The sequence below is a fragment of the Streptomyces sp. SD15 genome (assembly GCF_054462255.1).
This window is the reverse complement of record NZ_JBTLMO010000019.1, coordinates 19,300-43,857: the sequence shown is the minus strand read 5'-3', so window position 1 is coordinate 43,857 and position 24,558 is coordinate 19,300. Positions and strand designations below refer to the sequence as shown.

Sequence of the window (24,558 nt, the reverse complement as noted above, 5' to 3'; positions counted from 1 at the left end):
CTCGTCGGCGGGGTGCGTGCTAGCGTCGCGAGATCGGGTCAGGTGGCGGGCCGCCGGTCCCGGCCGAGAACGGGACGACGGGACACGGGGAGTGCCTTGCAGTGGCGACAGCGGAGCCGACACATGCCGACGACGCCGATCCGGGCCCTGGACCGGGCGCGCGAATACGCGTGCCCGCACCCGCCGCCGAAAGCAAGACGCGCAGCACCCGCCTGAGTCGTTTCGTCCGGCATCCCGTCGTCATCGCCACCGCCCTGTCCGGCGTACTGCACCTCGTCTGGTTCTTCACCTTCGCGAACAGTGGTGGAGACCTCGCGGCGCAGGACGCGTGGGCGGAGTTCGTCGGACGGCACCCGGCCTCGGCGTACAACCTGGCCTGGTACGGCGGTATGCACCCGGTGTCGTACAGCGTGGTGTCGCCGTATCTGATGTCCGTGCTCGGCGTCCGTACGACGATGATGATCGCGGGGACGATCTCGGCGGCTCTGCTCACGATGATCCTCATGCGCAGCCGGGTCGTCCGGAACCCCCTGTGGCCCGCGCTCGCGGGAGTGTTCGCGCTGCTGTGCAACGCCGCGTCGGGGCGGGTGACGTACGGCCTGGGTCTGGTGTTCGCGCTCGGTGCGTGTGCCGTGGTCTTCTGCTGGCCGTACCGCTGGCGCTACAAGCGCTGGGCGAAGGCCCTGTGCGCGGCGCCGCTCGCCGCGCTCGCCACCGCCGGGTCGCCGGTGGCGGGGCTGTTCGTGGGCCTGGTCGCCGTCGCCCTCTTCCTGCAGAAGCGACGTCCGGGCGCGTACGCCCTGGGGGTCGCGCCGGCCATCGTCGTCGCGGTGTCGGCCTGGCTGTTCCCGTTCTCCGGCACCCAGCCGATGTCCATCGGCTCGGCCTCGCTGCCGTTCCTCTCCTCCGTGCTGGTCTTCGCGCTCGTCCCGAAGGAGTGGAAGACGGTACGGATCACGTCGGCCGTGTACGGCCTCGGCGTGCTCCTCGTCTGGCTGATCAGCTCGCAGATCGGCTCCAACATCACGCGGCTGGCGATGCTGTTCGCGGGCGTGGTGCTGCTGGCGGCCCTGCCCTTCTCCGTGCCGCGCTCACGCAAGTGGTACGCGATCGTCCTCGCGTTCGTCGGATTCACCGGGTGGATAGGCTTCAAGGCGGTGGACGACGTCGTGCATACGACACCGGTGGCGTCCTGGGCGCGGGAGCTCGCCCCCCTGGTGAACGAGCTCCAGGTCGTCGGTGCCGAGAAGGGTCGCGTCGAGGTCGTCCCCTCCCGCTCCCACCGTGAGGCGTCCGCCCTCGCCCCGTACGTGAACCTCGCCCGCGGCTGGAACCGCCAGGCCGACATGGAGCGCAACCAGCTCTTCTACGACGACACCCTCAACTCCGCGAACTACCACGAGTGGCTGCAGCGCTGGGCCGTCCACTATGTGGTGCTCCCGAAGGGCGAACCGGACGGCGACGGCGGCGAACGCGAACGCCAGTTGGTCCAGCGAGGGATGCCCTACCTCCGCCAGATCTGGGGCGACGCGAACTGGCAGCTCTTCGCGGTGACGGACCCCACCCCGCTGGCCGACCCGCCGGCTGTCGTCGACCGTGCGGAACAGGGCGAGCTGACCATCGAGGTGAAGCAGGCGGGCCGCGTGCTCATCCGCATTCCGTACTCGCCGTGGCTCGGCCTTGTCGACGCCGAGGGCAAGAGCGTGCAGGCGCCCCAGGAGACCGAGGCGTCCAAAGACCGCACCGACGGCACGCCGAAGACGTACGACAACCTCAACGGCTGCCTCATGGAGGCCGAGGAGAACTCCGCCGGCGACAAATGGACGGAACTGCTGGCCCCCGGCCCGGGCACCTACCGCCTGGCGGCCCCCTACCAACTCCCCAGAGGCACCCCGTGCCCAGAGGAACTGAGGTGAGGTGACGTGTCCCCTGGGGGCTCCGCCCCTCAGAGGCGTGGGGAACGCGCAGGACGCGCACACGATAGGCCCGTACGCGACCAGCATGCGTGACGGACGACCCGTACCCGTCAGGCCCGTACGAGCGGGCCCAGATCACCGTGATCTCGACCATGGCCTGCACGTTCCCACTTTGACCGGCTATACCGCCCCGCGGGACACGGCCGGTGCGCCGCGATGGGTGTCCCAGCACCGGGGCAGTCGAGGTGACCGTAGAAGGTCCATCTGCACCGACACGACGCCGCGCCGAACTCCCCGCGGCTACACCACCACAGGGACATCACCGCTGTTGCCATCCTGCGCGTTGGTCTGTGCGCGGCAGGGCATCTCGTTCGACGTCGGGGGTTGGGGGTTGGGGGTTGCCGTGACTCCGGTCGTCCGGTCATGCAACGTCCGGTTGTTCAGGCAGAGTGGACTTCGGGTTGCCCTTCCGGTGACGCGGGCACCTCCGGGTGTTGGCGGCGGAGGGCGAACCCGGACAGCGTCAGTGTCAAGCTCAGTGTCACGGCGATCGAGACAGCCGCCATGACCGTCATCGCCGTTGCCGGTGAGGTGAGTTGGGCGATCCCGCCCGCCAGCGCCGCGCTCACGCCCTGCATGGTGAGCATGCCCGCCGTGTGCAACCCGAGGGCGTGGCCGCTCAGTTCGTCCGGGATCAGGGACACCAGACGTTCCTGCTGGATCAGGCTCGAGCCGAAGCCGACGGATGCCACCGTGACGGCGACCGCCGCCACGGCCGGCCCCGGCCGGAACATGAACACCAGGTACGGAGTCGCCAGGAGCAGCAGGAACGGGATGCCCAGGCGGGCGCGCACCCGGGGCGGCAGGAAGCGGCCCGTCACCAGGTCCCCGACGAACATGCCGAACGCCGCGAAGGCGAACAGCGCGCCCGCCCGGCTCGGCGCGTACGAGACGTACAGCGACTCGCAGCCGACGATCAGGCCATTGGGGATCCAGAGCAGGAGGTAGAGGGTGCGGCGGTCGGGCGAGGACCACAGGCGCGCGTTCGTGCGCCAGGTCTGCGCGACGGACGGGCGGCCGGAGGCGCGCGGGGCGCGGCGGGTGAGGCCCGCGCGGGCGGTCACCGCCGAGGCCAGATACAGCGCCGCCGCCATGAGGAGGGTGACCCGTGGGGACAGGGACGCCACCAGGACGCCGCCCGTCGCGAACCCCACGATCTGTGCGATGCCGCTCATCATGTTGAATACCGAACGCCCCAGCAGATAGCCCTCCTTGGCGAGGATCTCGTTCACCAGGCCCCACAGGACTCCGCCGCCGAGCGACTGGATCAGGCCGAGGAGCAGGAGCAGGACGAAGATGGCCCAGACCGGGAGACCGGGGATCGCCATCACCGCCGTACCGGCCGCGAACGCGAGCGCGATGCCCGCCGTCGCCGCGCGCGGCGGCAGCCGGTCCGCCGCCGACAGCAGGGTGCTCGCGCCGACGACCTGCGCCAGTTGCGGGCCGAACATGCTCAGGGCGGACAGCAGCGGCGAGTCGGTCGCCCGGTACACCAGGGTGGCGAGGGCCAGACCGCCCAGCGTCGAGGCCGCGTTTCTGAAGCAGGAGGACACGAACAGCGGGGTGAACTCCCGCGTGCGGAAGAGGTCCGAGTAGCTGCGCATGTGCGGAGTCTCGGGCGCGGTTCGGGGCGGTCGTTATTGTTTCGCGCGGAGGCGAAACCAACGGGGGCGGGCGCATGGGCTGGTGGCAGGTCAACGCGGACACCCTTGCCGGGAGCCGCTTCGTGCTGTCGCCGCTCGCCGAGACCTTCGCGAGTCTGAAGGTCCTGCACACGGGGGCCGCCGCGCACCCCGGTGAGCGCGCCTGGCTGAACGCCCACCTGCCCGCGTACCGCAGACGACTGGCCGCCGATCCCCTCACCGCGCTGCTCGTCCGTTCCGGGCTGGGCCGGGAGTGGATCGCCGACTTCCTCACCCCGACCCCGTACGGCGACGAGACCTTCGAGGACGAGGTCGCCCGGGTGCGGGACGTCTCGCCCGAGGACGCGCGCGCCCATCTCGCCGTCTCGCTGCGCGGACCGCTGCCCGACCGGCTGGCGGACCGCGACGACCTGCCCCGGCGCGCCGCCGACCTCCTCACCTGGGTGTGGGAGGAATCCGTACGCCCCTACTGGGACCGGCGTCGGCGCGTCCTGGAGGCGGATGTGGTCGCGCGGACCGCGCAGTTGGGCCAGGGCGGCTGGGCGGCGGCGCTGGACGCGCTGCGGCCGGGGACGCGGTGGCTCGGCGGGAACCGGCTGCAGGTCAATCTGCACGAGTATCCGCCGCGTGAGATCTCCGGGGCCCAGCTGCTCTTCGTGCCCGTCACGCCCACGGCCGGGTGGGTGTGCTGGGAGGAGGACAAGCGGTACGCCGTCGTCTACCCGTGCGCGGGCGCGCTGGCCGACGTACGCGCCGAAGCGGTGCCGGAGAGTCTCGGCGCGCTCCTCGGGACCGCCCGCGCGGGCATCCTCGTCCTCCTCGACTCCCCCCTGTCCACGAGCCAGCTCGTCGCCGTGACCGGGCAGGGGCTGGGCTCGGTCGGGCGGCACCTGAAGGTGCTGCTGGACGCGCGGCTGGTGGAGCGGCGGCGGGCGGGGCGGTCGGTGCTGTACTCACGGACGGCGGCGGGTGAGGTGCTCGTCACAGCGCAGCGCGGCTGATGGTTGCGTCGGGTGGCGGAGTTAGCATCCGGGTATGACTACTGACAACTCTGTGCTTGACGTCGAAATCGGGGCTCTCCAGGGCGGTTCCGCGGATCTCGGGCAGTACCGCGGCAAGACCGTGCTCATCGTGAACGTGGCCTCCAAGTGCGGGCTGACCCCGCAGTACGCGGGTCTCGAGCGGCTGCAGGAGCGGTACGCAGCCCAGGGCTTCACCGTGCTCGGGGTGCCCTGCAACCAGTTCATGGGGCAGGAGCCCGGCACCTCCGAGGAGATCGCCGAGTTCTGCTCCGCGACATACGGCGTGACCTTCCCGATGACCGAGAAGGTCGAGGTCAACGGGGACGGGCGGCACGGGCTGTACGAGCGGCTGGTGGGGACCGCCGACGCCGAGGGCCACAGCGGGGACATCCGCTGGAACTTCGAGAAGTTCCTGATCGGGCCGGCCGGCGACGTCGTGGCCCGCTTCTCGCCGCAGGCCGAGCCGGAGTCGGCGGAGGTCGTGGCGGCGGTGGAGAAGTCGCTCGCCGGTTGACCTTGCCCCTGGGGCAGGGACCACCGTCCTCTGCACCGGGCGGAAGGCGCCCGGTGACGGAGGATGGGCTCGTGCATCAGGACTTGCCTACGGAGGGCCTGCCTACGGAGGGCCTGCCTACGGAGGGCCTGCCTACGGAGGGCTTGCTCACGATCGGCGCGTTCGCCGCCCGTGCGCGGCTCTCGGCGAAGGCCCTTCGGTTGTACGACCGGCTCGGACTGCTGACTCCGGCATACGTCGACGAGGTCAGCGGCTACCGCTACTACCGCGCCGACCAGGTCGAACGCGCCCGTACGGTCGCTCTCCTGCGCCAGCTCGACATGCCGCTCGCGCGGATCGCCGAGGTGGTGGAGGCCGGGGGCGTCGAGGGGGCCGAGCGTCTCGCCGCCTACTGGGCGGACGCCGAGGCCCGGTTCGCTTCCCAGCGGACGCTGGCCGAGTACCTCCGTGGACGGCTGTCAGGGAGGAGTTCCGAGATGTACGGGAAGTTCGTGGTCGAGACGGTGGACGTGCTGGAGCGGGTGATGCTCACGGAGACGCGGCACACGTTGATGCCGACCAGCGCCCCACCATCTTCATGGCCGACGCGTCCTTGACGCGGCGCTTGCCGCTTACGACGTTCATGGGGTCGAACTCCCCATCCGGGGCGTACGTTCACCGCGGAGAACCCGTACAAGAAATCTGTACGAGTGATCAGGCGCGACCGGTCCCCTGTGGCCCCTCGATGGCGCGGAGGGCGTCGATGACGCTGGCGACGTGGCCGCGGGCAGCGGCCTCGGCGCGCTGCGGATCACGGGCGGCGATGGCCTCGATGAGGGCGAGGTGTTCGCCGAGGGAGACCTGGGGGCGGCCGGACTGGAGGGCCAGCCGGAACTGGTGGCGGACGATCTGGGCGTTGAGCCGGGTGAGGAGTTCGGCGGCGCTGTCCTGGCGCGCGATGTCGCGGACGTAGTCGTGGAGTTGACGGTTGAGTTCGGAGTATGTGAGGGGCTCGCCCGCCCGGACGGCGGCACGCAGCTGCTCGCCGAGTGCGAGGAGCTGTTCGGCCTCGGTGTCGGTGACCCGCTCGGCGGCTTTGGCCGCGCACAGCCCTTCCAGCACCATGCGGCACTCGTAGATCTCGACGGCCTCGCTCACGGAGACGGTGCGGACCCGGGCCCCGCGGTTGCGGATCCGCTCGACCAGGCCCTCGGCGGCGAGATCGACCAGCGCGGCCCGCAAGCTGGCCCGGGTGACGTCGAACTGTTCGGCCAGCTCGGCTTCGACCAGCCGCTGTCCCGGCACCATGTCACCGGCGAGGATGGCCCGGCGCAGCGCGATCAGGGCCTTTTCCTTGGCCGCGGCGCCGCTGCCTTTGGCACTACCGGTGACTGAGGGCACGTCCGTACTCCTTAGGTTTTCGGTCTCCTTGGGAGATGGTTACCGACCGTAGGAGGGCCAGACAAAATCGTCAACAATATACCCCGCGCGAGTTGTGACGGTCCCCCGGAGGGTCACCAGTTCGACTGGAACGACGACATCCGCTGCGTGCAGCTCTGGCGGTGTTACGCACTTTCGGGTGAGGGGGAGGCAGGCGACAGAGCTCGGCGCATCAAATTGGCGCATTCGATGCATAAATGGACGCTACATCTGACAGTGACAGAAATATGGGCAATTCGTAACAGCCTCCGCGCCTCGCCTGAACCGGCCGACGGCGACGGCAGATTGTGAGTCCTCGGCCACCGGGCCGGGATCCGCACATGCCGGACCCGCGGCACTCACGTGTCGGGATGCGGGTCTGCCCGTACGAAATGAGGGGGCAATCTTGTCCCGTTCCAAGTCTGTCACCGCCCGTCGCGTCGCCGCTGCCGCCCTGGCCGCCGGCACCCTGGTCGGTGCGGCCGCCGTATCGGCCTCCGCCGACAACGGTGGGCGCTCGTACCGCCAGTCCGTGGAGATCAGCGACGTGCAGTACGACTCTCCGGGCCGCGAGAGCCGCAGCAACCACTCCCTGAACAAGGAGTGGGTCGACGTCACCAACACCTCCCGCCGGACGGTGAACCTCGACGGCTGGACGCTGTCCGACGAGGACGGCAACAGGTACACCTTCCGCCACTACCGCCTGGAGGGCCGCGCCACCGTCCGCGTCCACACCGGCAGGGGCCGCGACACCGACACCGACCTCTACCAGGACCGCCGCAACCAGGTGTGGGACGACTACTCCGACACCGCCACGCTCAGCGATGACCGCCGCCGCGTCGTCGACACCGCCTCCTGGGGCGGCCGCCACGACCGCGACGGCCGCGACAGGCACGAGCGTGGTCACGAAGGACGCGGCGGCTACCACGGCTACCACGACCGCCACTGACCGTGTCCAGAACGGCGCGCCCCAGGCCATCGCCTGGGGCGCGCCCCTTGACGTGTCCCAGGTGCGGTGGGTTCATGGGAGCGCTCCCATGTTTAAGCACCACGAGAAGCACCACGGGAAAGAACCCCTTCACGGCCCTGCTGACCGCACTGGCGACCCTCCTCGGCCTTGCAGTGCTCGCCGCAGGCGCCCCGGCCCCCGCCTATGCCCAGTCGCAGTCGCAGTCGCAGTCGCCCAGCACCCTGGCCACCGGCCTCCACATCAGCGACGGCCGCCTGCTCGAAAGTAACGGCAACGAACGACTCTGGGCATTGCTCACGTGTGCTCGGGACCCTGCTGACGTCTCTTTCGGCAGGCGCCGTGAGCTGGGCCCTGCGATCGTCGAGGCCCTCAACGGCCTCCACGAGGCGGCACGCGCGGATCTGGCGATAGGCAAAGGGTGGCTGTCGACTCGGCGCCCGGTGTTCCCCGCGGTTCCCCGTGGTTCCCCGCAGGATCTGGCGTCCGCCGCCCCGTGGTGATCTTCGGCTACAAAAATCTTGCATGCGCCGAGCTGCACCCAACGAGGTTTCAGCTTCGGAGCGGGATGCCCAACGACCGTACGAGCTGCGTCACTTCCTCCCGGAAGAGCTTGTCCGGGCTGGTCGTCTGGGTGCGCAGATGGCCGTAGACCTCCAGTGACACCAGGCCGTGCAGGCGTCCCCAGAGGCGCAGGGCGAGCGCGACGGCAGCGGGCGGCAGGCCGGGGAAGTCCGCGCGGACCTTGTCGACGAGCCCGGCGTCGAAGTCGGACCACTCGAACTCGCTGCTCTCATGGAGGTGTTCGGCGTGCGGCCAGGCGGCTGCCGCGAGCGCGGTGAGCCCCGCGCAGACCCGGTGGGCAGCCTCCGGGGCGGCGCCTCCGTGGGGGGTGTCGTAGCCGGGAACGGGATCGCCGTAGACGAGCCGGAAGCCCTCGGGGTTGGCCAGGGCCCAGCCCCGGAAGGCGCCGGCCCAGCCCTGGATCCGGGTGGCCGGACCCTCGGCGGAGGCGCTCTCCCATGCAGTGTCCACGGCGTCGGCCAGCTCGGTGTACACGTCATTGATGAGCGCGGTGACCAGGTCGTCGCGGGTGGCGAAGTAGCCGTAGATGGCGTTGGCCGTCATGCCCATCTCGCGGGCGATGGCCCGCAGGGTGATGGCCTCGGGCCCACCCGATGCCATCAACTCCAGCGCCACTTCCTTGATTTCGGCCGTCGTCTCGGCCCGCAGCCGCTCGCGTCGCCCCTTGCTTCCTGCCCTGCTCGCTGTACCTGCCACCTGGACACTCTACAGCGTCACCTTATTGAGGGTCGTATAGAAACTGCACGGCGTATAGTTATCGCACGGGCGTAACCAATCTTTGTTGGTTACGCCCTCGTATCCGCATGAACAGGGGAGAATCATGCACATCGGAGTCGTCGGAGCCACCGGGACCATCGGCAGCCGGGTCGTTACCGAGGCCCTCGACCGGGGGCATCACGTCAGGGCGTTCAGCCGTGACGCGTCGCGGCCGCAGGCCGACGAGAAGCGGGAGAACATCGCCTGGGCGAGCGTCGATGTCCTGGACGCGGCGAGCATCATGGCCGTGCTGCCCGGCCTCGACGTTCTCATCAGCGCCTACCAGGCCGGCAATGCCGCCAAGGACTTCGAGGACACCGTCCGCCGTTCGATCGCCGACCCCACGGCCCACTCCACCGTGGCGCGCGCCCTGCTGAAGGCGCTGGAGAGCCACCCGCGGACCCGGCTGATCGTGATCGGCGGCGCAGGCAGCCTGGAGGTCGAGCCCGGGCTGGTGCTCGCCGACTCGGACGAGCGCATGCACGAGACCCTCGACCGGCTCGGGCTGCCCCGCGCCTACGCGGCGGCGGCGCGCGGAGCCCGCGACGGCTTCAACGTCCTGCGCACCTCGAACCGGCTGTGGACCTACTTCAGCCCCGCCGAGGAGATCGCCCCCGGCGAGCGCACCGGACGCTTCCGCATCGGCGGCGACCAGGCGGTCCGCGATGCGGAGGGGCGCAGCCGCATCTCGGCGGAGGACGCGGCGGTCGCCCTGGTCGACGAGGCGGAGCTGCCGCAGTTCGTGCAGCGGCGCTTCACGATCGGATACTGAAGGGTCCTGTTGCCCAGAGGCCCCGGCCCGCCACAGGACGCTGTCGGCCAATCCGCTGCCGGGGACCCTTCTCGGAAACCGCCAACACTTCGGGCCAAAGTGTTGGCGGTTTCCGGCACCCCTGGGGTGGGGGAGACACCGCCGACCCGATTCGCCAACAGCATCCGCCACAGGGGGGTGGATTCCCGCACCGACATGGAGCTCTCGCGAGTGCTCTGCTTGGATCACGCCATGGCTTCTGTTGGCTCACCGGACGAGACGCGAGAAGGGGCAGAACTCGCGGTGTGGTTCGGCGGGTTGTCCGTAGCGTGCTGGTTCTGCTGCCCGTTCTGGATGCTCGTCTGGTTCCTGGCGCTACCGATGGGACTGGCCGGCCTCGTGCGGGCCCGCGTCGAGTATCGGGCGTCCACGCATGGCCGAGCGAGCAGGCGGCGTGCTGTGGTGGGAGGGGCGTTGTCCCTTCTGGGGACAGCGGCGGCGGTCGCCTACCTGATCTTCCTCGCCACCCACCCGGACCTTCCCGCCCAGGGGTAGCGGTCTCGGAGGCCACGCTGCGGTCCCGCGGTCGTCAATATTCCCCAACTGGCTTATGTGCGACGGAAGTTCACGATTCGCGGTCGCGGCGAACGGGGATGCCAGAGAGTGCGGCCACCGAATTGGGGGATCGGCGATGGGGGAACCCCAAGTGTTCTTGCCTCGACGGAGTGCATCCGGGGCGCCATCGTTCTTACGCGGACGCATCACGTTGCTGTGCCTCCTCGTTCTCGTCGTGGGCAGCCCCTGGGTGCAGCGACGGGTCGTGGAGTTGTACGTAGCGCATCACGAGGACGAGAACGACACCGTGCGGTGGCTTGTCCAAGCCGCGTTCGTCCCGGGTTGGGGGGTGTCCCCCGACCGGTACATCAGCGTGTCCGCGCTGGTCGTGGACGATATCTGTGTCGCGGTGCTGCTCGCGGGGCTCGCCTTCTTCGCGTCGCGGCTGCTTGCCCGAGGGGCGTCGGGCTGGATCCGCTGCCTCGCCGTGGGTGTGCTGGCATCGGAACTCTCGGTCCTGCTGTGGTGGGTCCTGGCCGAGGCCTTCGTTCACGATCTGGTCCTGTCGCCCGGCGTGTTGTTGAGGAACCTGATGCGCGGGGCCCTCATCTTCGGCCTGGCGATCGGCGTGCTCTTCGCCCTCCTGGCCGTCGGGCTGCCGGGGACACGTGCCGCCGGGTCCATCGACGCCGCGAAGACGTCGTTCCGTCGGAGGAAGGGAGATGTCGGCATGACGACCGCACAGGTGCGCATGCCGGTCGGCAGTGTCCGGGGTGACGTCACGCGCTATCTGTGCGCCGCGGCCTACGCCGACGAGAGGTTCGCCGACCGGGTGGTGGAAGGCGTCCTGGCCGACGAGGCCAGTGCCGTCGCGCCCTCGCCCGATGTCGACTTGGTGGCGGTCGCCCGCCACTGCCTGGCGGCACAGGAAATCCGTTACCACCGCGACCTGCGACTTGCGGGGGCGTTCGGGGTCGTGGCACTGCTCGCGCCGTTGGGGCTGGTGTTTGCCACACTGCTCCTGTCGATCACCGAACGAGCGGCCCGCTCCAAGCCGAGCCTGGCCACCCGTGGCCAACACCAGCCTGACAGCCGGGCGTTGGTGGGTGCCGGGGTCACGGCCGGCGTGGTGGTGATCTGCGCCTTCTTCTTCGGCGCCGCCGTCTCGTCACTGCCCCAGCCGGGTTTCGTGGCCTGGCTGCTCGGCGCCTACCTGTCCGGGGTGCCGGCCGTGCTCGCGTCCATCGGCGCGGTGCTGTACGCGTACGTGACGGTGGTGCGGCACGACCTCAACACCGACCGGCTGCTGCGTACGACCATGACCCGCGAGGCGTTCGCCCGACAGCCCCTGCCGGCCGTACCCCAGCGGGAGTGGATCGCCAAGCGGCTGGCGGTTGTCAAGGAGGCGCGGGACGGAAACGTCACCGTGTACAGCGGGTACTCCCCGTTCATCGGCTATGCGGAGGCCAGTTCCAACTGGTCGCTCGCCGTGCCGCTCCTGCCCGCCGACGACCCCGTCGACACGAGTTCGCGCCCCGCCGAGCCGGAGGCGTTCACCGTCACCGAACTCATCGACCACGTACGCGAACAGCTCCGCGCGGTCGCCGCGCGCAGCGGCGCCGACGGGACGGCGGACGCCGACGAGGAGGCCCTCGGATCCCTCACCATCGAGGACCGGGTCTTCGTGAGCGGCGCGACCATCGGCGACGACGACCGGTTCATGACGGCCACCCGCCTGACCCCGGCCGTACGGCTGTCGCCCGAAGCGGTCGAGGAGATCATGCTGCATCCGACCGGCACGGTCCGTCACTGTCTGGCGGTACACGTGCCGCTGTGGGGTGGGGACGTGGTGCCGAGCGTGTTCCTGCACTTCTCGACGGCAGGCAGGACACTGCACCTGCACTGCGACAACCACGTGCTCGGTCCGGTGGAAGCCGCCTACCACCTCGTGGACCGCCTGCGCGACCCACTCACTGCCGAGCGGCAGCGCGGGCTGATGGTGGCCGCTCTCTCCCGCACCAGCACAGCGTTCATCGGTGCGCTGTTCCACGCGGTGCGCCACGCCCGCTTCGAGGCACGGCACAGCAGGCGGATGGTGGACGAACTGAAGGCCATGGAGCAGGACCCGGTCTTCGACTACGGCGCCCGGCTGAGCGTACGGGAGATGGCGCTGAGCCCCAGGTACCACAACTACTTCCAGGTCGTGGACGCCGGGCGGATCACGTCCGCGGTCGAACGCCACACCCTCGCCGCGATCCGCGAGTTCCTGGACACGCATGGCTACGACACCACCGACTTCCGCAGCCAGCAGCAGACCATCCTCAACCAGGGCCTCATCCAACAGGGCGGCATGAGCATCATCGGCAACCAGGCGATCGGCGCCGGATCCAGCGCCACGCAGCACGTCACGCAGAAGCCCGGCACGGCCGCCGCCGGCGCCGGAAGCGGTTCCGACAAGTAGGGAGTCCCCATCGTGGGCAACGACGACGGGCACCACGATCCTCCCGTCAACAACGGCCTCGTGATCAAAGGCGGTACCCACTACGTGGGCAACCAGGCTGTCGGCCATCGCGCCCAGGCGTTCTCCGGCTCGGTCAGCTTCCAGCAACAGGACGCCGGGCAAAGTGCCCGTACGGCCGAACTCCTCGCGTACGTCGAGCAGTTGCTGGAGGAGCATCGTTCGGCGCTGGCCGACCCCGACGCCACCATGAGGGAACTGCGGCGCTTGCGCGAGGAGCTCGACGAGGACGAGCCGCAGCCTCCGGTCCTGCGGCGCGCCCTGGACCGCCTGACCGCGTTCGTCCAGCCGGTGACCCCGCTCGTCACCGCGGTCGGACAACTCGCGCAGACGGTGCAGGGGAGCCTGGGGAACTGACGCCACGCGTCGCGCGGACGGGACAAGAGTGGCGGGCAGGGCCCCATGGGCCTGTCGTCGGGCCGGGCCCGCCACGGCCGGGACGCGACCGCCCCGAAGGCCAGCCGCTTCGTGAACGTCGCGCCCGCCGAGGCTCAGTGACCGCAGGACGTCGGCCATGCCGCTGCTGATCGGAGGTTCCCGTTCCGTGGCGGCCGGGGCTCCTCGGGGTGAGGCGGCAAACGGCCGCCGCCGTACGTTACGCGGATCCGTCTGCCGCCGGGCGCCGCTGCTCCCCACTGTCGGCGAGCACGCCCTGCCAGGCGTCCTGGGCACTCGCGTACCGGGGGAACCGCTCATCGAGGGAGCCGGCCCGGAACACGAGACCTATGCCCGACCGGGTGTAGACGACGCGCGCCCACCCTTGCCGCTCCCTGCAGTCGTCCCACGCCGCGCACAGCGCGGCCAGGACGCTGCCGTCCATGAACGTCACGTCGCTCAGGTCGACGATGAGGAAGAGGCGTCCGGTGCCGTGGCGGACGTCCTCCAGGCCGCGCGCGAAGGCTGGAGCGGTCGTCAGGTCCAGCTCGCCGTCGGATCGGATCACGCGGCACTCGTCGAACAGGTCGGGATGCGGGCCCATACGCCCCATCTCCTCTGTCTTCGGGGTGGCTTTCGCCTTGCGCAGGGCCTCTGTTGCGCGGAAAGGGGCTGCACGGAGAGGGCCAGGGGCAGGGGCTGCCGCACGGTCAGCTTACTGCCGCGGAGGGGCGGCCGGTTGCCCTGCTTCCGGTATCTGTGGAGGGGCTCGTCGAAGGAGCCGTTCCTGGTCGGTTCCTGGTGGTTCAGGGACGAAAGATGCAAGGGAGGGGCCTGGGCAGCGGTTCCGGACGGCTTGCGGTCTCCGGAGTCCCGTTTTCCGGCGGGCGGGGTACGGTGGGGGAACCGAGGGCACGTCGTACGCCGGTGATCGGGCCGGTCTCGTCCTCGGCGCAGGACGACGCCGGGCGGCTCATTGCCCGGGGCAGGTTCCGCCCTATGACGGCCGAAGGCGTTCGCCCTCCGCTCGGCTGTGCGGCGGCCGAACCCACTCGGCCGGTCCAGCCGCGGTGTACGGGCCGACGCACGGACCGAACCGCTGGCGACCACTCCGAGGCGGAGCGTCGAGCCGCCCGCGCACTCCGCCGGTTCCTTGTCCGCGCTGAGCAGAGCGGCAACGGGAGCGGGGCCATCGCCTGAGGGCCTGCGCACCCACATACGAAGGCGGCCCGAGCCCCCCGGCCGCACGGTTCGCACCGAGGCCACTGAGGCCACCGAGTTCAAGGAGTCCTGCCCGTCACTCGGCTCGACCGAGCCGTCCCGCTCGCCGCCGGAGCAACACGCGCGAGCCATCGGCACGCCGAAGGGTGTGCCCCCAGACAGGAGAGCTTCCATGGCCACCGTCCTCGAACCCCTGCCCTCCCTACCTCTCGCCCGCGTGCGGCTGGCGCCGCACAGCGCCCTTCCGCGGCGCATCGACGGGGCATGGTGGCCCCGCTCGCGCGATCTCCTGGTAGAACTCCCGCTTCTGATCGGCGCGTTGCCCCGTGCATGGGGACAGGTCACCGCCGTCACCGTCAACACGGCGATGTGGCCGATGTCGCCCGGACGCATGCTCGTCGCCAACCAGGTTGTACGGCTGCGCAGGTCGGCCGGGTCGCACGGCCGACACACCATCTGTCTGCTCAGCCACGGCCGGGGCCGTTGGGACCTGTTGGTCGTGCCGCCGGAGGTCGACGCGGCGGACGCCGAGCCGCTGATGGCGGCCGCGGCGGTCGGCACCCGCTGACGAGCGCCGGTTCCGGCCGTCCGCACCACACGGGCGGCACCATCCGTGCAGTGCACTGCACTGCTGGACGCCGCCTCGCGTCTGGGGGCGGCGCGGGATCACCGCGGCGGCCTACGGATCCACACCTCCCGAGCGGCGCTTGTCCGGCCGGCCGCGCGGTCGGGCCGTTGCGCTCAGTCGAGGGCGCTTCGGCGTCGGGAGAGATTTGGTGCACAACGAGATGGGGGGCCATCTGTCCTGACCGTGTGTGACATGCCGCGTGTGGCGTAATGGGCTCTTTGGGTTGCTCGGCCGCGTCACTCTGTGCGGGTTGATCACGGCCGGGTCAGGAGCTCGTGTGTACAGATCACGTGAGCGGGTCGAGCGCATCCGCCATGACCGCCGGATGGACCCGCGCGCGTCGGAGCGGGCGCTGGATCCGCGGCACGAGATGAGCAGGGACACGGTGGCCGAGGCTTTGAAGACGCCGGTGCAGGGGTGCGGCTATGGCGGAAGGTGAGCGGCGGCCCGACAAGGGCATGGTGGACCGGTCGGAAGGGTTCGGTGAGCGGCTGCTGGGGGTGCTGTTGGACCGGGCACACGAGATGCCGCCGCAGCTGATCGCCCCGCTGATCGCGGAAGAGGTGGCCAGGGTCGGTGGCCGCGACGTCTCGATCCTGCTGCAGGACTATGGCCAGTTGGTGCTGGTGCCGCTACCGGGTCGGCGGTTGATGGTCGGCGAGCCTGAGCCGATCGATGACTCTCCCGCCGGCACGGCCTTCCTGTACGTGACCATTGCCGAGGTGCCGCAGGCCGACGGCGTCCGGATGTACCTGCCGTTGCTGGACGGCAGCGACCAGGTGGGCGTGATGGCCCTCACCCTGGACACCATCGATGACGACGACCGGCGGCTGCTGCGCAGGCTCGCCGGCCTGGTCGCTGACATGCTGGTCACCAAGCACAGCTACACCGACCAGTTCTTCCGCGTCCGGCGCCGCGAACCGATGAGCGTGGCCGCGGAGATCCAGTGGTCCCTGCTGCCGCCGCTGGCGATGTCCGTCCCGCAGGTCGCGGTGGCCGGAATCCTGGAGCCCGCCTACAACGTCGCGGGCGACAGCTTCGACTACGCCCTCAACGAAGACATCCTGCACGTGGCCATGGTCGATGCGATGGGCCACGGCCTGGAGGCCGCCACGATGGCGACCGTCGCCGTCGGCGCCTACCGGCACGCCAGACGTGCCGACATCGGCCTGTCCGAGATCTACGCTTTCATGGACCGGGCCATCGCGGAGCAGTTCGGGCCCGACCACTTCGTCACCGCGCAGATGATGCGTCTGAACATCGCGACGGGCCACCTGCAGTGGGTCAACGCCGGCCACCCCGCACCGTTGCTGATCCGCAACCACCGGGTCGTCCGGCAGCTGGGAGGCCCGACCACCTTGCCGGTCGGCTTCGGCGGTGAAGATCCCCAGATCAGCCAGCAGATGCTCCAACGCGGCGACCGAGTGCTGTGCTTCACCGACGGCCTGATCGAGGAGCACGAAGCCGGCGAAGAACAGTTCGGCGAGGAACAGCTCATCCACTGGGTCGACCGCATCGAACACGAGGAGAAGGGAGTACGAGCGGTGGTGCGCTCACTCTCCCACGCCCTGAAGGAGCAACGGGGCGGCCGCACCAGCGACGACGCGACCCTCTTCCTGATCGAATGGCGCGGGGGCGCCGCCGACCACCTCGCCGTCCTGGAGTGAGCCGACAGCCGCACCACGGATGTTTCGGGCAGTACTGCCCGTGGTGTTCCGTGGGCGGCCCCGGGGGCGCGTCAACCGCGTTTTTCCTCCTCGGCCTCCATGAGCCGGATCCCTCGATGCGTCAACATCACCATCGCGGGTGTGTTTCCTTGCGCCCAGTCGACGGTAATGAGCTCTTCGCCCACCAGATATGCGCAGGCCGCGGCCAGATCCTGCTCAGGGACCTGGAGGTCGTCACGCAGCGTCGCCCCGGTGACGCCAAGAAGGCGATTGCCTTCCGTGGCCTCGTACAGGGTTTTCATGATCGCTTCGCGGTAGTTCTTCCGCTCGTGCAGTGTTGCCATGATTGCCGCCACTCGTGCCGGGCTTCGACGAGGAGTCCGTGGGGCCGGCGCCGTGTCCGCAGTGAGTGGCCACGACGGTCTCCACGTGGAAGTGATCGCCGGAGACCTGCTCGTTGACGGTCGTAGGGCCGACGATCACGGGCATGGCACGAACCCGTCTTACGGCGGGTCTTCACCGTCCGTTGCAATGGCTCGGCGAGAACGGCACCAGCGTGGAAGCCGGTGTGTGAAGGATTCCCTGTCCCCTCACTCTACTCCGGGCCTTGTCCGGAGAACCTGCGTGACCAGCGAATTCCTCGCCCCCAGGGCGGCCTTCTGTCGCAGCGCCTCTGATTCCCACCCTGCGGCTGGAGACGGCGCAGGCCCGCCGGGGAATCCTCGATGGTGCGTGGTGGCGACTGTCCCGTGACATCGGCGCCGAGCTTCCCGGCCGGATCGCCGCGCTGGGAGGGCGGCCGGCAAGTCGGTCGGCGGATGCTGGACGGCCCCTTGACCCCCTTGATCCGCGTGAGGCCGACACTGACCCGTTGCCTCTGAAGGCCACGGCGCTGACCATGACGCTCACTTCGCCGTGATCAGGCGGCACGGCCGGGCGCCAGCTGCCCAGTAGGAGGAGGCGTCGTCCCCGTCCTCCCAGGTTTCCTCGGAATCCTGGTCCCGGTCAGCCATGGAACTGCCCTGGAGGGCGTGTTCCGCTGCCATGAGCGCGCTCGCGGTCGTCGGAGGCTCGGAGCTGTCGCTCGCGACGGCCATCAGGCGGGCGGCCGCCGGGGTGCTGGTCTCCGGTGGCACCACCAGCAGGTTCCAGCTGCCCGTGGTGTGGGACAGCAGCAGGATCTTGTGGGGGTCCAGCTCTGTTGTGAACCAACCGACCTTCACCACGTGACCGTTGACGGGCACTCTGCTCGGGATGGCAGGCCAGTACGTCGGGTTGACGGCGATCCGGGTGATCCGTCCGGACAGGGGGTCCAGTACGTCGGCCAGAGCGGAGAGTTCGTGTGTCAGGTCCCGGGAGCGGGGCCACCAGGCACCGTCGAGCGGCCCTCGGGACGTGCTCACGGTTTTCAGCGCGAGGCGAGCGGTCGGAGCCCTGAAGGGCACGATCCGCAGCGGGGGTTGGTCGGTGGTCGCGGACATCGCGCGCACCTGTCTCCGGCCGCTGCTTGTGAGCGGCGGCCCGGTGTCGTCACTCGCCGAGAACGACACCGGCATGGCGGCCGGTGTGCGAAATACTCTCGATGCCTCCACGCTACTCCCGCGGCACGTCGGACGGGCCCCGGCGCGGCACCGGTTCCGGACGCCGCCCCTCACGCACCGTGCCATCACACACCGCGCCGGTCCGCCCGGGTCGCTTCAGACCTCGTCCGTCTGGCGCGACCGTCATTCCTCGCCGTCATTCCTTGGGGGCTGAGAGGACTGACTGGTCTCCAGCCAGGACCGTGCCGGCTCTGCCGTGCGGGTGGTGTCCACGGTGAGGTGCAAGCGGGTCCCGCCATCGCGGCCCGCGGGGTAGCTGCGCTGCTCGGTGGAGGCGAAGCAGCGACGGAGGACCTCGGCGATGCGACGAGCGGACTCGGGGGACGCGGCGACGATGCGTACCTCGGCCTGCCCGTCGGAGGAAGTTCCCACTGGCTTCATGGTGGACCTCTTTCGTCAGGGCGACGTGGTGGTGGGCTCGGCACGTCGCTCCGGACCGACAGCTCTCGGTGGCTCGGTGGCTCAGTGGGGAGAAGGCCATACGGGGGTCGGCGATCAGGGTGATGACTGCGGCCACGGTTCGACGGTCTCTACGTAGGCACATCCCGTGGCGGGGCTCAGGGAGTCCGACCGGTTTTCACTCTACTCCGGCGTGCCTGCGCCTCCTTTGCGTGTGACCAGCGACTTCACGGGGGCATGGGCGGACTCGCAGCGAGTGGGTCCTCCCCCGGCCGGGGGAGGAGTGAGGAGTACCGTGAAATGAGGAAGCCGCTGTGGTTTTCCCGGCAGCCACACCGCCGTCGCCGCACGCGGACACCGAGCTGCCGAATCCCCGCAGACAGGCGAGCGCGATGTCCGAAACCGATCCTCCACGCGTGACGAAGCTGCTGCCGGACACCATCCACGAGGCCGTCAAGCCCGGGACGGCCTTGCTGCGTCTGGAGACGACTCACGAGCGCGGGGGAATTCTCGACGGTGCGTGGTGGCCGCGTTCCCGCGACATCGGTGCCGAGCTTCCCGCCCTGATCGCCGCGCTGACCGAGCACCTCGGGCCGGTGACACGCGTCGGTCTGGACTCCAGTGCCTGGGAAGAGATACCGACGCGAGTGATCGTCGACGGCCGCGTCGTGCACCTCGACTTCTCTCCGGTCGGCGACGACACCGTCCTCATCACCCGGGGCGATCAGGACCACTTCTCCCTGCTCGTGGTCCCGCCGCACGCGACGCCCGACGCGGTACGCGCTTCGATGGCCAGAGCCGTCCACGCCGACAATGTCACCCAGGCCGAACAGATCCTCATCGACACCGGGACCGATCGAGCGCGTCCAGTCACCACGAAAGACCCTGAGGCGGGCCCGGAAGGCCGAACACGCCCTGACACCCGGTAGCCGCAGGGATCCGGCTGAGTCCGGCAGGACATCTTGTGCGACGGCGCACCCATCGTGCTCGCGCGAGCTCGCGGCAATGGTTTCGAAACGGTACCGGGGCAGCGCGACGGCCCTGACGCCAGGCAGCGTCAAGGCCGTCGGCTCACCCACGCCCGGCCTGGGACGGCCGGGCGTGGGTGTATGCCTGTCACATGCCTTCCGCCGGAATCGGCACGTGGCCGATGGCGGCCTCCGCGGGGTCGTGTGAGGAGGTGCGGCGGGCATCGTGTCCGCCTTCGGAGTCCCATGCCTTTTCTCGGGCCGAATCCCATGCGGCCTCGGCCTCGGCGGCGATGTGGAAGAGCTCGGCCTCCTGGATCAGGCCGCTCGCAGTGAGTTGTCGCGCGGGGTCCGTGGCTGCGGTCATCAGCCGGGCGGCTGTGGCGGCGCCGGTCTCGGGCGGGATCACCAGCAGGTCCCAGCGGCCCGCGGTGTAGGAGAGCAGCAGCAGTTTGTGCGGGTCCTGCTCGGCCTTGAACCAGCCGACCTTCACCACATGGCCCTGGACGGGAACCTTGCGGGGGATGACCGGCCAGAACGTGGGGTTCACGGTGACGTGGGTGATCCGCCCCCACAGCGGGTCCAAAACCGCGGTGAGCGCGGGAAGTTCGGCCGTCAGGTCGCGGGAGCGCGGCCACCATGCGCCGTCGATCAGGGCCGGGGCAGTGCCGGGCGGCGCCAGCTGCAGCCGGAGAGGTGGCGGTGAAGAAGAGGAGGTCCGGTCTTCGACCGCGGGCTTGTCGAACGTGGTTGCGGTCATCACGCGGACCTCGCCCCGGGCCGGCCATGACCGGCCCGGTGTCATGAATCGCCGGGGACGGCACGGGCATCGAAGCCGGTGTACGAAGTGCCCTCGGTATCTCCAGGATACTCCTGGCCGGAGTCCGACGGACCGTTACCGTGGCGCGAGTTCCACGGCATGCCGGACGCACGGTCGCCCGCTGCGCGCCGTCAGCGGAGGGGACGATGGCCGACGCGTCGGGACCATCGGACGGAGGCGATCGCCGCATCGGCCGCGAGGAGCCCGATGCCGATGATCAGCAGATAGCCCAGGCCCTCGGATGCCACGCCGATGATTCCCAGGACAACGGCCACGAGGACGAGGAGAAGGAAGAGCACCATCGCCTGAACGCCTCCCTTGGGCTGGACCGGACCGGACCGGGTCGGACGGGGCGCGGTCGCTCAGCGGCGCGCGAGTTGGCGCTCGCCCTTCACGCCTGGCTGGTAGGTCATGCCGTAGTGCCGGAAAATCCCCTCCTCCTGCTCGGCGGGCAGGATGTCGTCCGTGCCGATCGACGGAGCCTTTCTCACCAGGCTCTTGGCGTAGGAGACCTTGAGGTAGTCCGGCCCGAGGATTGCCTCGTCGAGGGGGACGAAAACCAGGTGCTGGCGGGTGGGCAGCCCGGTCCGCACGGTGGCCACGGCCGGTTCGTCGGTCGTGGTGTCCACATAGATCGCTTCGAGCACGCCGATCTTGCGCCCCTTCGCGTCCACGACATGATGGTCGCGCCACTCACGGATATCGGCCGCCTGGATCATGACCTCTCCCTTCCGGACGCGCACCCATTGCTGCAGGCCGTCCCACCGAATGCCATGAGGCATGGGCCAACGGCTCCGGCGCAAACACGCCGGAGCCGCCCTTCCGGGCGGTTGCACGTGAGAGTGAACCAACCCGCTATTAACGATACTGCGGTCAGCGCGGCTCGGACATGCTCCCGGGCCGACCGCGATCAGCTTCTCGCCCGTCAGAAGATTTCTGTGTATTTTCCGATCCATTCGTCGGCTCCCCGCTCCGGCAATATCACTCGAATGAATCGTGAACCGACCGCCGTGATCCGACCGCCAAGATAATCAACCCAAGGAATGGGTGGCCCCTCGACGGTTTGGGGATCGCGGTACTCGCCGGTTCGGCCCGGATCGCTTCCACCGCACTCGGAACGGCGGGCGTGACCCGCCCGCCCCAGTCCCTCCGGTTGCCCGCTCGGGAATGGCGGCGAAACGTGCTCTGACCTGGGTCGGAGCGGCGATCACCTACATGCGCAGCAGCCGTTGCGTGATCTCCCTGTACTGCCTCAACGCGAGCCTGAGTTCGGCCGACGGCGATTCGGGGTCCTGGTCCTGCCAGCCCGCGTGGAGGGCATGCCGCCGTTCCGCGAGGGCGCTCACGAGATGAGCGACGGCCTCGTCGAATGCGCCCTCGGCTTCTTCCAACGCCTGACGTGGGCTGTCGGCGAAGGTGTTGAGCGCGTGTTGGAGGCGCAGGGTGAGCTCATTCGCTTCGTCCGACGGGAGCAGCGGCTCCGGGCCCGGGGTCCGGCGCTCAGCGGAACCGGGCCGATGGTCCGGGGGCTGCTGGGCGCGTGTCTGGTCGTACATCATCGTGTGCCACTTCCCTGTGCGTGGTGCGGGCCGGACGCTCTTCAGTGATCGTTCCGGAGGGAGCCGTGCGGCTTCAGCGCTGGCCGGGTTCCGGATCGGCCACGTCGGTGTCGTCATCATCGGCGGCGGCAGAGTCGTACGGGGGCACGACGCGGTGGTTCGGCCCGCCGCTGCCCTGACCACTGTCCCGGACCGGTCCGCGTCCCACGAGTACGGCTGTCGTCGCGAGGACGATCAGGGCGGTGATCGTGATGGTGAACAGGGCTGTCATTCCCTCACTCCTCGTAGAGAATTTCGCGTTGACGCCTGTCAGGTGGTGTCCACGCGACGTGGGCACCACCCGGGGCTGCCGTGGTCACCGCCTGAAGGCGTGCCTGGCTTTCTCGCCCGCCTGTTTCAGATTTCCGGAGAGCCGTTCGCCCTTTCCCTGCAGTTCCAGTTTTCTGTTGCGGGTGGCCCGGCCGAAGGCTTCTGTGATCCTGCCCTTGATTTCCTGTGGCCGCGATCGGAAACGGATCAGCGGAAGGAGAGGAATCCGTAACATCGCCGGACTTCCGGATCGCGGGGATTTCCTGGTTCCGCGGGGGCCGGGCGGAGCGGGAAGGGGTAATGCTTCGCCCGAATGATCCGGAGTGGCATGGCCCTACGCCGTGCTGTCAGTCAACGCCCGGCGCCCGCCAGTGTCAACGTGATGTCGACATGGGGGAGTTCTGGAGGCTGGGAAGGGGACGCTGGGGCGAACGGGGCCTCGGTGAGGGTGTCCGTCGGGTGCGGGAACGGCCACGCTCGTGACACGGCGGGTTCCGGCACCGATGCGCGGGGTGCGCCCTCTGAGGAGCGCGTTCGCGGTGCGACGCTGCCGGGGGCCGGACAGGCCCCGGCCCTTCCGGTATTTCCTTGACAGGCGTCAAGTGGCCATTGATATCCGGCAGTAGACGCATGTGTCGCTCACTATCGGCAGTCTTCGGGCAGGACTACGCTGTGGGGTGAGGCCCCAGTCCCCGGTACCGATGCTGTGTTCCGCTCCCGGGGAGGCCCACTGTGTTCGTTCTGCTTCTCGTCCTGATCGTGGTCTTGTTCGGCTTCGGCTTCCTCAACCCCATCTGGTGGGTCGCCGCGGCTGTGTTGGTCTTCGGAGCCACCCGCTACGGCCGCGGTGGCGGGGGCCGGGGCCGCGGCGGCGGGTCCGACTTCGGTGAGTACCAGGACTACCGGGACCGCCGGGAGCGTCAGGACCGCTGGGATCGCCGCTACAGCCGTCAGCACCGAGGGCGTTGGAACCGCGAGGACCGGCGGGACCGCGAGCGTCGCGGGTGAGCGACGAAGTGTCCGTGTGGACACCACCGCCCCTGCCGGCCGCTGTGGCGATCGGGCTGATTCTCTTCGGCGTCTCCTCCTTCGCCTCGGCCTCGGCGGTCTCGTCCTCGCGGGCGAGCCGTACCTCATGCCTCGCCCGCGTCCCGCTCCGAAGCCGCATCGAGGCGAGAACGCGTACGTCATGCCCTGTTCCGCTCGTCGTGCATCTGCTCTACGCTCCGAGCAGGGCAGGCGGGACTTCGTCCGTGTAAGGAACCGACGGAACCGGCAAGTCCCCCACCCAGGCTCCCAGCCCCCGAGTCGCAATCGAGGCCGGCCGGAGCCGCATCGCCGGAGACAGCGGCTCCAGCTTCCGTCCTCCTGGCGTTTTCCACTAGGGGTGCTCCCGCAACCCCGCCGTCGCGGAGGACAGCGCGCGAGGACACGATGGCTGGGGGGCCTCGCGTCCTCGCGACCACGGCCGCCGCCGCGCAGCAGCGGCGGCGGCCGTCCGGCCCGTGAACCAGAGTCCGTGAACCACAGCCCGGGAACTGCTGCTGACAGGCCGTGGCCTTGGTCAGGACCTCAGGCCGGGGAGGGGTTCGGAGTCGTCGATGAACGCGCGGGCCAGGTCGGACAGGCGCCGGTTGTGAGCACGGGCGTAGCCGCGCAGTGCGGTGAAGGCTTGTTCCATGTCGATGCCCCGTCGTTCGGCGAGTTTTCCCTTGGCCTGTTCGATCAGGACGCGGCTGTTCAGCGCGCTCTGCAGTTGCTCGTTGAGGACGGTGCTGCGGTGCGCGGTGCGCTGTTGCAGCAGGCTGATGGTGGCGACGTCGGCCAGGGCCTGGGCGAGCGGAGTGACGTCCGGGTCGAAGGGGCCCGGGGTGGCGTGGAAGAGGTTCAGGGCCCCGACGACCTCGTCCCGTAGACGCATCGGCAGGGCCTGGACCGACCTGAACCCGCTGCGGTGGGCCGCCGCGACAAAGCGTGGCCAGCGATCGGCCTCCCCGCTCAGGTTGGCGACGATCACCGGTGCGCCGGTGCGGAAGCAGTCCAGGCAGGGCCCTTCGTCGTTCTGCAGCTGGAAGAGCTCCAGCAGGCGCACCTGTTCGTCGGAGGCGGCCATGACGCGGAGTTCGCCGTCGCGGTCCGCGAGCAGCACGCCTGCGGCACTCGCGCCGAGCATGCCCACACAGCGGTCGGTCAGCAGGCGCAGGAAATCGATCAGGTCGAAGTCGGCGACCAGGTTGTCCGCCAGCTCGACGAAGGTCTTGGCCAGGAGTCGCTGATTCATCGTGCACACCCTCCGTCGAGACTGATCCCGGCCCGAATGAAGGGA

Annotated in this window: 29 protein-coding genes and 1 pseudogene; 16 read left to right on the top strand and 14 right to left on the bottom strand. The window is 69.6% G+C overall.

What is annotated here, in order from left to right:
- The first annotated feature begins 101 nt into the window (after positions 1-101).
- Positions 102-1,916, top strand: a complete 1,815-nt coding sequence (locus tag ACX28W_RS20295; protein ID WP_459000402.1) for an MFS transporter — start codon at positions 102-104, stop codon at positions 1,914-1,916.
- A gap of 440 nt (positions 1,917-2,356) precedes the next feature.
- Here ACX28W_RS20295 and ACX28W_RS20290 read toward each other — a convergent pair whose 3' ends face one another.
- Positions 2,357-3,580 carry an MFS transporter gene (locus tag ACX28W_RS20290; RefSeq protein WP_459000401.1) on the bottom strand — a complete coding sequence of 408 codons (1,224 nt, stop codon included), beginning with the start codon at positions 3,578-3,580 and terminating at the stop codon, positions 2,357-2,359.
- A 74-nt stretch (positions 3,581-3,654) separates the two neighbouring features.
- On the opposite strand from ACX28W_RS20290, the gene ACX28W_RS20285 reads away from it, so the two are divergent.
- The 3 genes and pseudogenes from ACX28W_RS20285 to ACX28W_RS20275 form a co-directional block, all read left to right on the top strand.
- A complete protein-coding gene (locus tag ACX28W_RS20285) occupies positions 3,655-4,620 on the top strand; it encodes an ArsR/SmtB family transcription factor (RefSeq protein WP_459000400.1) in 966 nt (321 codons plus the stop codon).
- A 34-nt stretch (positions 4,621-4,654) separates the two neighbouring features.
- On the top strand, positions 4,655-5,155 hold the full coding sequence (locus ACX28W_RS20280; RefSeq protein WP_459000399.1) for a glutathione peroxidase: 501 nt from the start codon (positions 4,655-4,657) through the stop codon (positions 5,153-5,155).
- 113 nt (positions 5,156-5,268) lie between these two features.
- A pseudogene (locus ACX28W_RS20275) lies at positions 5,269-5,706 on the top strand (MerR family transcriptional regulator); the annotation flags it as partial.
- Between the two features lie 142 nt (positions 5,707-5,848).
- Here ACX28W_RS20275 and ACX28W_RS20270 read toward each other — a convergent pair.
- Positions 5,849-6,535, bottom strand: coding sequence for a GntR family transcriptional regulator (locus ACX28W_RS20270; protein WP_459000398.1), 687 nt, complete (start codon positions 6,533-6,535; stop codon positions 5,849-5,851).
- 424 nt (positions 6,536-6,959) lie between these two features.
- Here ACX28W_RS20270 and ACX28W_RS20265 point away from each other — a divergent pair, with 424 nt between their 5' ends.
- Together ACX28W_RS20265 and ACX28W_RS20260 are read left to right on the top strand one after the other, a co-directional pair.
- Positions 6,960-7,502 (top strand): lamin tail domain-containing protein, encoded by a 543-nt coding sequence (locus ACX28W_RS20265; RefSeq protein ID WP_459000397.1) that lies wholly within the window; start codon positions 6,960-6,962, stop codon positions 7,500-7,502.
- A 74-nt stretch (positions 7,503-7,576) separates the two neighbouring features.
- The gene (locus ACX28W_RS20260) at positions 7,577-8,023 is read left to right on the top strand and encodes a hypothetical protein (RefSeq protein WP_459000396.1); all 447 of its coding nucleotides are present in this window, start codon (positions 7,577-7,579) and stop codon (positions 8,021-8,023) included.
- A gap of 49 nt (positions 8,024-8,072) precedes the next feature.
- Here ACX28W_RS20260 and ACX28W_RS20255 read toward each other — a convergent pair whose 3' ends face one another.
- On the bottom strand, positions 8,073-8,801 hold the full coding sequence (locus ACX28W_RS20255; RefSeq protein WP_459000395.1) for a TetR/AcrR family transcriptional regulator: 729 nt from the start codon (positions 8,799-8,801) through the stop codon (positions 8,073-8,075).
- Positions 8,802-8,925: 124 nt separating this feature from the next.
- On the opposite strand from ACX28W_RS20255, the gene ACX28W_RS20250 reads away from it, so the two are divergent.
- The 4 genes from ACX28W_RS20250 (at position 8,926) to ACX28W_RS20235 (ending at position 13,042) form a co-directional block, all read left to right on the top strand.
- Positions 8,926-9,633: an NAD(P)-dependent oxidoreductase gene (locus ACX28W_RS20250; protein ID WP_459000394.1), complete on the top strand. Its 708-nt coding sequence runs from the start codon at positions 8,926-8,928 to the stop codon at positions 9,631-9,633.
- A 231-nt stretch (positions 9,634-9,864) separates the two neighbouring features.
- The gene (locus ACX28W_RS20245; protein ID WP_459000393.1) at positions 9,865-10,167 is read left to right on the top strand and encodes a hypothetical protein; all 303 of its coding nucleotides are present in this window, start codon (positions 9,865-9,867) and stop codon (positions 10,165-10,167) included.
- 265 nt (positions 10,168-10,432) lie between these two features.
- Positions 10,433-12,628 (top strand): hypothetical protein, encoded by a 2,196-nt coding sequence (locus ACX28W_RS20240; protein WP_459000392.1) that lies wholly within the window; start codon positions 10,433-10,435, stop codon positions 12,626-12,628.
- A gap of 9 nt (positions 12,629-12,637) precedes the next feature.
- Positions 12,638-13,042, top strand: coding sequence for a DUF5955 family protein (locus ACX28W_RS20235; RefSeq protein ID WP_459000504.1), 405 nt, complete (start codon positions 12,638-12,640; stop codon positions 13,040-13,042).
- 238 nt (positions 13,043-13,280) lie between these two features.
- Here ACX28W_RS20235 and ACX28W_RS20230 read toward each other — a convergent pair whose 3' ends face one another.
- Positions 13,281-13,664 (bottom strand): STAS domain-containing protein, encoded by a 384-nt coding sequence (locus ACX28W_RS20230; RefSeq protein ID WP_459000391.1) that lies wholly within the window; start codon positions 13,662-13,664, stop codon positions 13,281-13,283.
- Between the two features lie 789 nt (positions 13,665-14,453).
- On the opposite strand from ACX28W_RS20230, the gene ACX28W_RS20225 reads away from it, so the two are divergent.
- The 3 genes from ACX28W_RS20225 to ACX28W_RS20215 all read left to right on the top strand — a co-directional run bounded on the left by ACX28W_RS20225 (position 14,454) and on the right by ACX28W_RS20215 (position 16,576).
- A complete protein-coding gene (locus ACX28W_RS20225) occupies positions 14,454-14,849 on the top strand; it encodes a DUF5994 family protein (protein WP_459000390.1) in 396 nt (131 codons plus the stop codon).
- 337 nt (positions 14,850-15,186) lie between these two features.
- The gene (locus ACX28W_RS20220) at positions 15,187-15,348 is read left to right on the top strand and encodes a hypothetical protein (RefSeq protein ID WP_459000389.1); all 162 of its coding nucleotides are present in this window, start codon (positions 15,187-15,189) and stop codon (positions 15,346-15,348) included.
- Positions 15,335-16,576, top strand: a complete 1,242-nt coding sequence (locus ACX28W_RS20215) for a PP2C family protein-serine/threonine phosphatase (protein ID WP_459000388.1) — start codon at positions 15,335-15,337, stop codon at positions 16,574-16,576. The genes ACX28W_RS20220 and ACX28W_RS20215 overlap by 14 nt, the downstream gene beginning before the upstream one ends.
- 71 nt (positions 16,577-16,647) lie before the next feature.
- Here ACX28W_RS20215 and ACX28W_RS20210 read toward each other — a convergent pair whose 3' ends face one another.
- Entirely contained in the window at positions 16,648-16,920 is a 273-nt protein-coding gene (locus ACX28W_RS20210) for a hypothetical protein (RefSeq protein ID WP_459000387.1), read from the bottom strand.
- A gap of 329 nt (positions 16,921-17,249) precedes the next feature.
- Between ACX28W_RS20210 and ACX28W_RS20205 the strand changes: the two genes are divergently transcribed.
- Entirely contained in the window at positions 17,250-17,495 is a 246-nt protein-coding gene (locus tag ACX28W_RS20205) for a DUF5994 family protein (RefSeq protein WP_459000503.1), read from the top strand.
- Here the strand turns inward: ACX28W_RS20205 and ACX28W_RS20200 are convergent.
- Positions 17,482-18,057: a DUF5994 family protein gene (locus tag ACX28W_RS20200; protein WP_459000386.1), complete on the bottom strand. Its 576-nt coding sequence runs from the start codon at positions 18,055-18,057 to the stop codon at positions 17,482-17,484. The two genes, ACX28W_RS20205 and ACX28W_RS20200, sit on opposite strands and share 14 nt — an antisense overlap.
- A 243-nt stretch (positions 18,058-18,300) precedes the next feature.
- Positions 18,301-18,558 carry a hypothetical protein gene (locus tag ACX28W_RS20195; protein WP_459000385.1) on the bottom strand — a complete coding sequence of 86 codons (258 nt, stop codon included), beginning with the start codon at positions 18,556-18,558 and terminating at the stop codon, positions 18,301-18,303.
- Between the two features lie 410 nt (positions 18,559-18,968).
- Between ACX28W_RS20195 and ACX28W_RS20190 the strand changes: the two genes are divergently transcribed.
- Positions 18,969-19,505 carry a DUF5994 family protein gene (locus ACX28W_RS20190; protein ID WP_459000502.1) on the top strand — a complete coding sequence of 179 codons (537 nt, stop codon included), beginning with the start codon at positions 18,969-18,971 and terminating at the stop codon, positions 19,503-19,505.
- Positions 19,506-19,692: 187 nt separating this feature from the next.
- Here the strand turns inward: ACX28W_RS20190 and ACX28W_RS20185 are convergent, their stop codons facing one another.
- The 6 genes from ACX28W_RS20185 to ACX28W_RS20160 all read right to left on the bottom strand — a co-directional run bounded on the left by ACX28W_RS20185 (position 19,693) and on the right by ACX28W_RS20160 (position 22,467).
- Positions 19,693-20,304, bottom strand: coding sequence for a DUF5994 family protein (locus ACX28W_RS20185; RefSeq protein ID WP_459000384.1), 612 nt, complete (start codon positions 20,302-20,304; stop codon positions 19,693-19,695).
- 191 nt (positions 20,305-20,495) lie between these two features.
- Positions 20,496-20,666, bottom strand: a complete 171-nt coding sequence (locus ACX28W_RS20180; protein WP_459000383.1) for a hypothetical protein — start codon at positions 20,664-20,666, stop codon at positions 20,496-20,498.
- A 60-nt stretch (positions 20,667-20,726) separates the two neighbouring features.
- Positions 20,727-21,083, bottom strand: coding sequence for a PRC-barrel domain-containing protein (locus tag ACX28W_RS20175; RefSeq protein ID WP_362078712.1), 357 nt, complete (start codon positions 21,081-21,083; stop codon positions 20,727-20,729).
- A 492-nt stretch (positions 21,084-21,575) separates the two neighbouring features.
- Entirely contained in the window at positions 21,576-21,923 is a 348-nt protein-coding gene (locus tag ACX28W_RS20170; protein WP_459000382.1) for a hypothetical protein, read from the bottom strand.
- 73 nt (positions 21,924-21,996) lie between these two features.
- Entirely contained in the window at positions 21,997-22,194 is a 198-nt protein-coding gene (locus ACX28W_RS20165) for a hypothetical protein (RefSeq protein WP_459000381.1), read from the bottom strand.
- Between the two features lie 84 nt (positions 22,195-22,278).
- Positions 22,279-22,467 carry a CsbD family protein gene (locus ACX28W_RS20160; RefSeq protein WP_459000380.1) on the bottom strand — a complete coding sequence of 63 codons (189 nt, stop codon included), beginning with the start codon at positions 22,465-22,467 and terminating at the stop codon, positions 22,279-22,281.
- 497 nt (positions 22,468-22,964) lie between these two features.
- Between ACX28W_RS20160 and ACX28W_RS20155 the strand changes: the two genes are divergently transcribed.
- Positions 22,965-23,240 (top strand): hypothetical protein, encoded by a 276-nt coding sequence (locus ACX28W_RS20155; protein ID WP_459000379.1) that lies wholly within the window; start codon positions 22,965-22,967, stop codon positions 23,238-23,240.
- A gap of 556 nt (positions 23,241-23,796) precedes the next feature.
- Here ACX28W_RS20155 and ACX28W_RS20150 read toward each other — a convergent pair.
- Positions 23,797-24,513, bottom strand: a complete 717-nt coding sequence (locus ACX28W_RS20150; protein ID WP_459000378.1) for a GAF and ANTAR domain-containing protein — start codon at positions 24,511-24,513, stop codon at positions 23,797-23,799.
- Positions 24,514-24,558 lie beyond the last annotated feature (45 nt).

Coding starts and splice junctions, on each gene's coding strand:
- ACX28W_RS20250 (WP_459000394.1), top strand. CDS start 8,926: ATGCACATCGGAGTCGTCGGAGCCACCGGGACCATCGGCAGCCGGGTC.
- ACX28W_RS20165 (WP_459000381.1), bottom strand. CDS start 22,194: ATGACAGCCCTGTTCACCATCACGATCACCGCCCTGATCGTCCTCGCG.
- ACX28W_RS20285 (WP_459000400.1), top strand. CDS start 3,655: ATGGGCTGGTGGCAGGTCAACGCGGACACCCTTGCCGGGAGCCGCTTC.
- ACX28W_RS20160 (WP_459000380.1), bottom strand. CDS start 22,467: ATGTTACGGATTCCTCTCCTTCCGCTGATCCGTTTCCGATCGCGGCCA.
- ACX28W_RS20210 (WP_459000387.1), bottom strand. CDS start 16,920: ATGGCAACACTGCACGAGCGGAAGAACTACCGCGAAGCGATCATGAAA.
- ACX28W_RS20200 (WP_459000386.1), bottom strand. CDS start 18,057: ATGTCCGCGACCACCGACCAACCCCCGCTGCGGATCGTGCCCTTCAGG.
- ACX28W_RS20260 (WP_459000396.1), top strand. CDS start 7,577: ATGGGAGCGCTCCCATGTTTAAGCACCACGAGAAGCACCACGGGAAAG.
- ACX28W_RS20190 (WP_459000502.1), top strand. CDS start 18,969: ATGTCCGAAACCGATCCTCCACGCGTGACGAAGCTGCTGCCGGACACC.
- ACX28W_RS20215 (WP_459000388.1), top strand. CDS start 15,335: ATGGCGGAAGGTGAGCGGCGGCCCGACAAGGGCATGGTGGACCGGTCG.
- ACX28W_RS20195 (WP_459000385.1), bottom strand. CDS start 18,558: ATGAAGCCAGTGGGAACTTCCTCCGACGGGCAGGCCGAGGTACGCATC.
- ACX28W_RS20180 (WP_459000383.1), bottom strand. CDS start 20,666: ATGGTGCTCTTCCTTCTCCTCGTCCTCGTGGCCGTTGTCCTGGGAATC.
- ACX28W_RS20185 (WP_459000384.1), bottom strand. CDS start 20,304: ATGACCGCAACCACGTTCGACAAGCCCGCGGTCGAAGACCGGACCTCC.
- ACX28W_RS20230 (WP_459000391.1), bottom strand. CDS start 13,664: ATGGGCCCGCATCCCGACCTGTTCGACGAGTGCCGCGTGATCCGATCC.
- ACX28W_RS20175 (WP_362078712.1), bottom strand. CDS start 21,083: ATGATCCAGGCGGCCGATATCCGTGAGTGGCGCGACCATCATGTCGTG.
- ACX28W_RS20290 (WP_459000401.1), bottom strand. CDS start 3,580: ATGCGCAGCTACTCGGACCTCTTCCGCACGCGGGAGTTCACCCCGCTG.
- ACX28W_RS20225 (WP_459000390.1), top strand. CDS start 14,454: ATGGCCACCGTCCTCGAACCCCTGCCCTCCCTACCTCTCGCCCGCGTG.
- ACX28W_RS20170 (WP_459000382.1), bottom strand. CDS start 21,923: ATGATGTACGACCAGACACGCGCCCAGCAGCCCCCGGACCATCGGCCC.
- ACX28W_RS20150 (WP_459000378.1), bottom strand. CDS start 24,513: ATGAATCAGCGACTCCTGGCCAAGACCTTCGTCGAGCTGGCGGACAAC.
- ACX28W_RS20280 (WP_459000399.1), top strand. CDS start 4,655: ATGACTACTGACAACTCTGTGCTTGACGTCGAAATCGGGGCTCTCCAG.
- ACX28W_RS20245 (WP_459000393.1), top strand. CDS start 9,865: ATGGCTTCTGTTGGCTCACCGGACGAGACGCGAGAAGGGGCAGAACTC.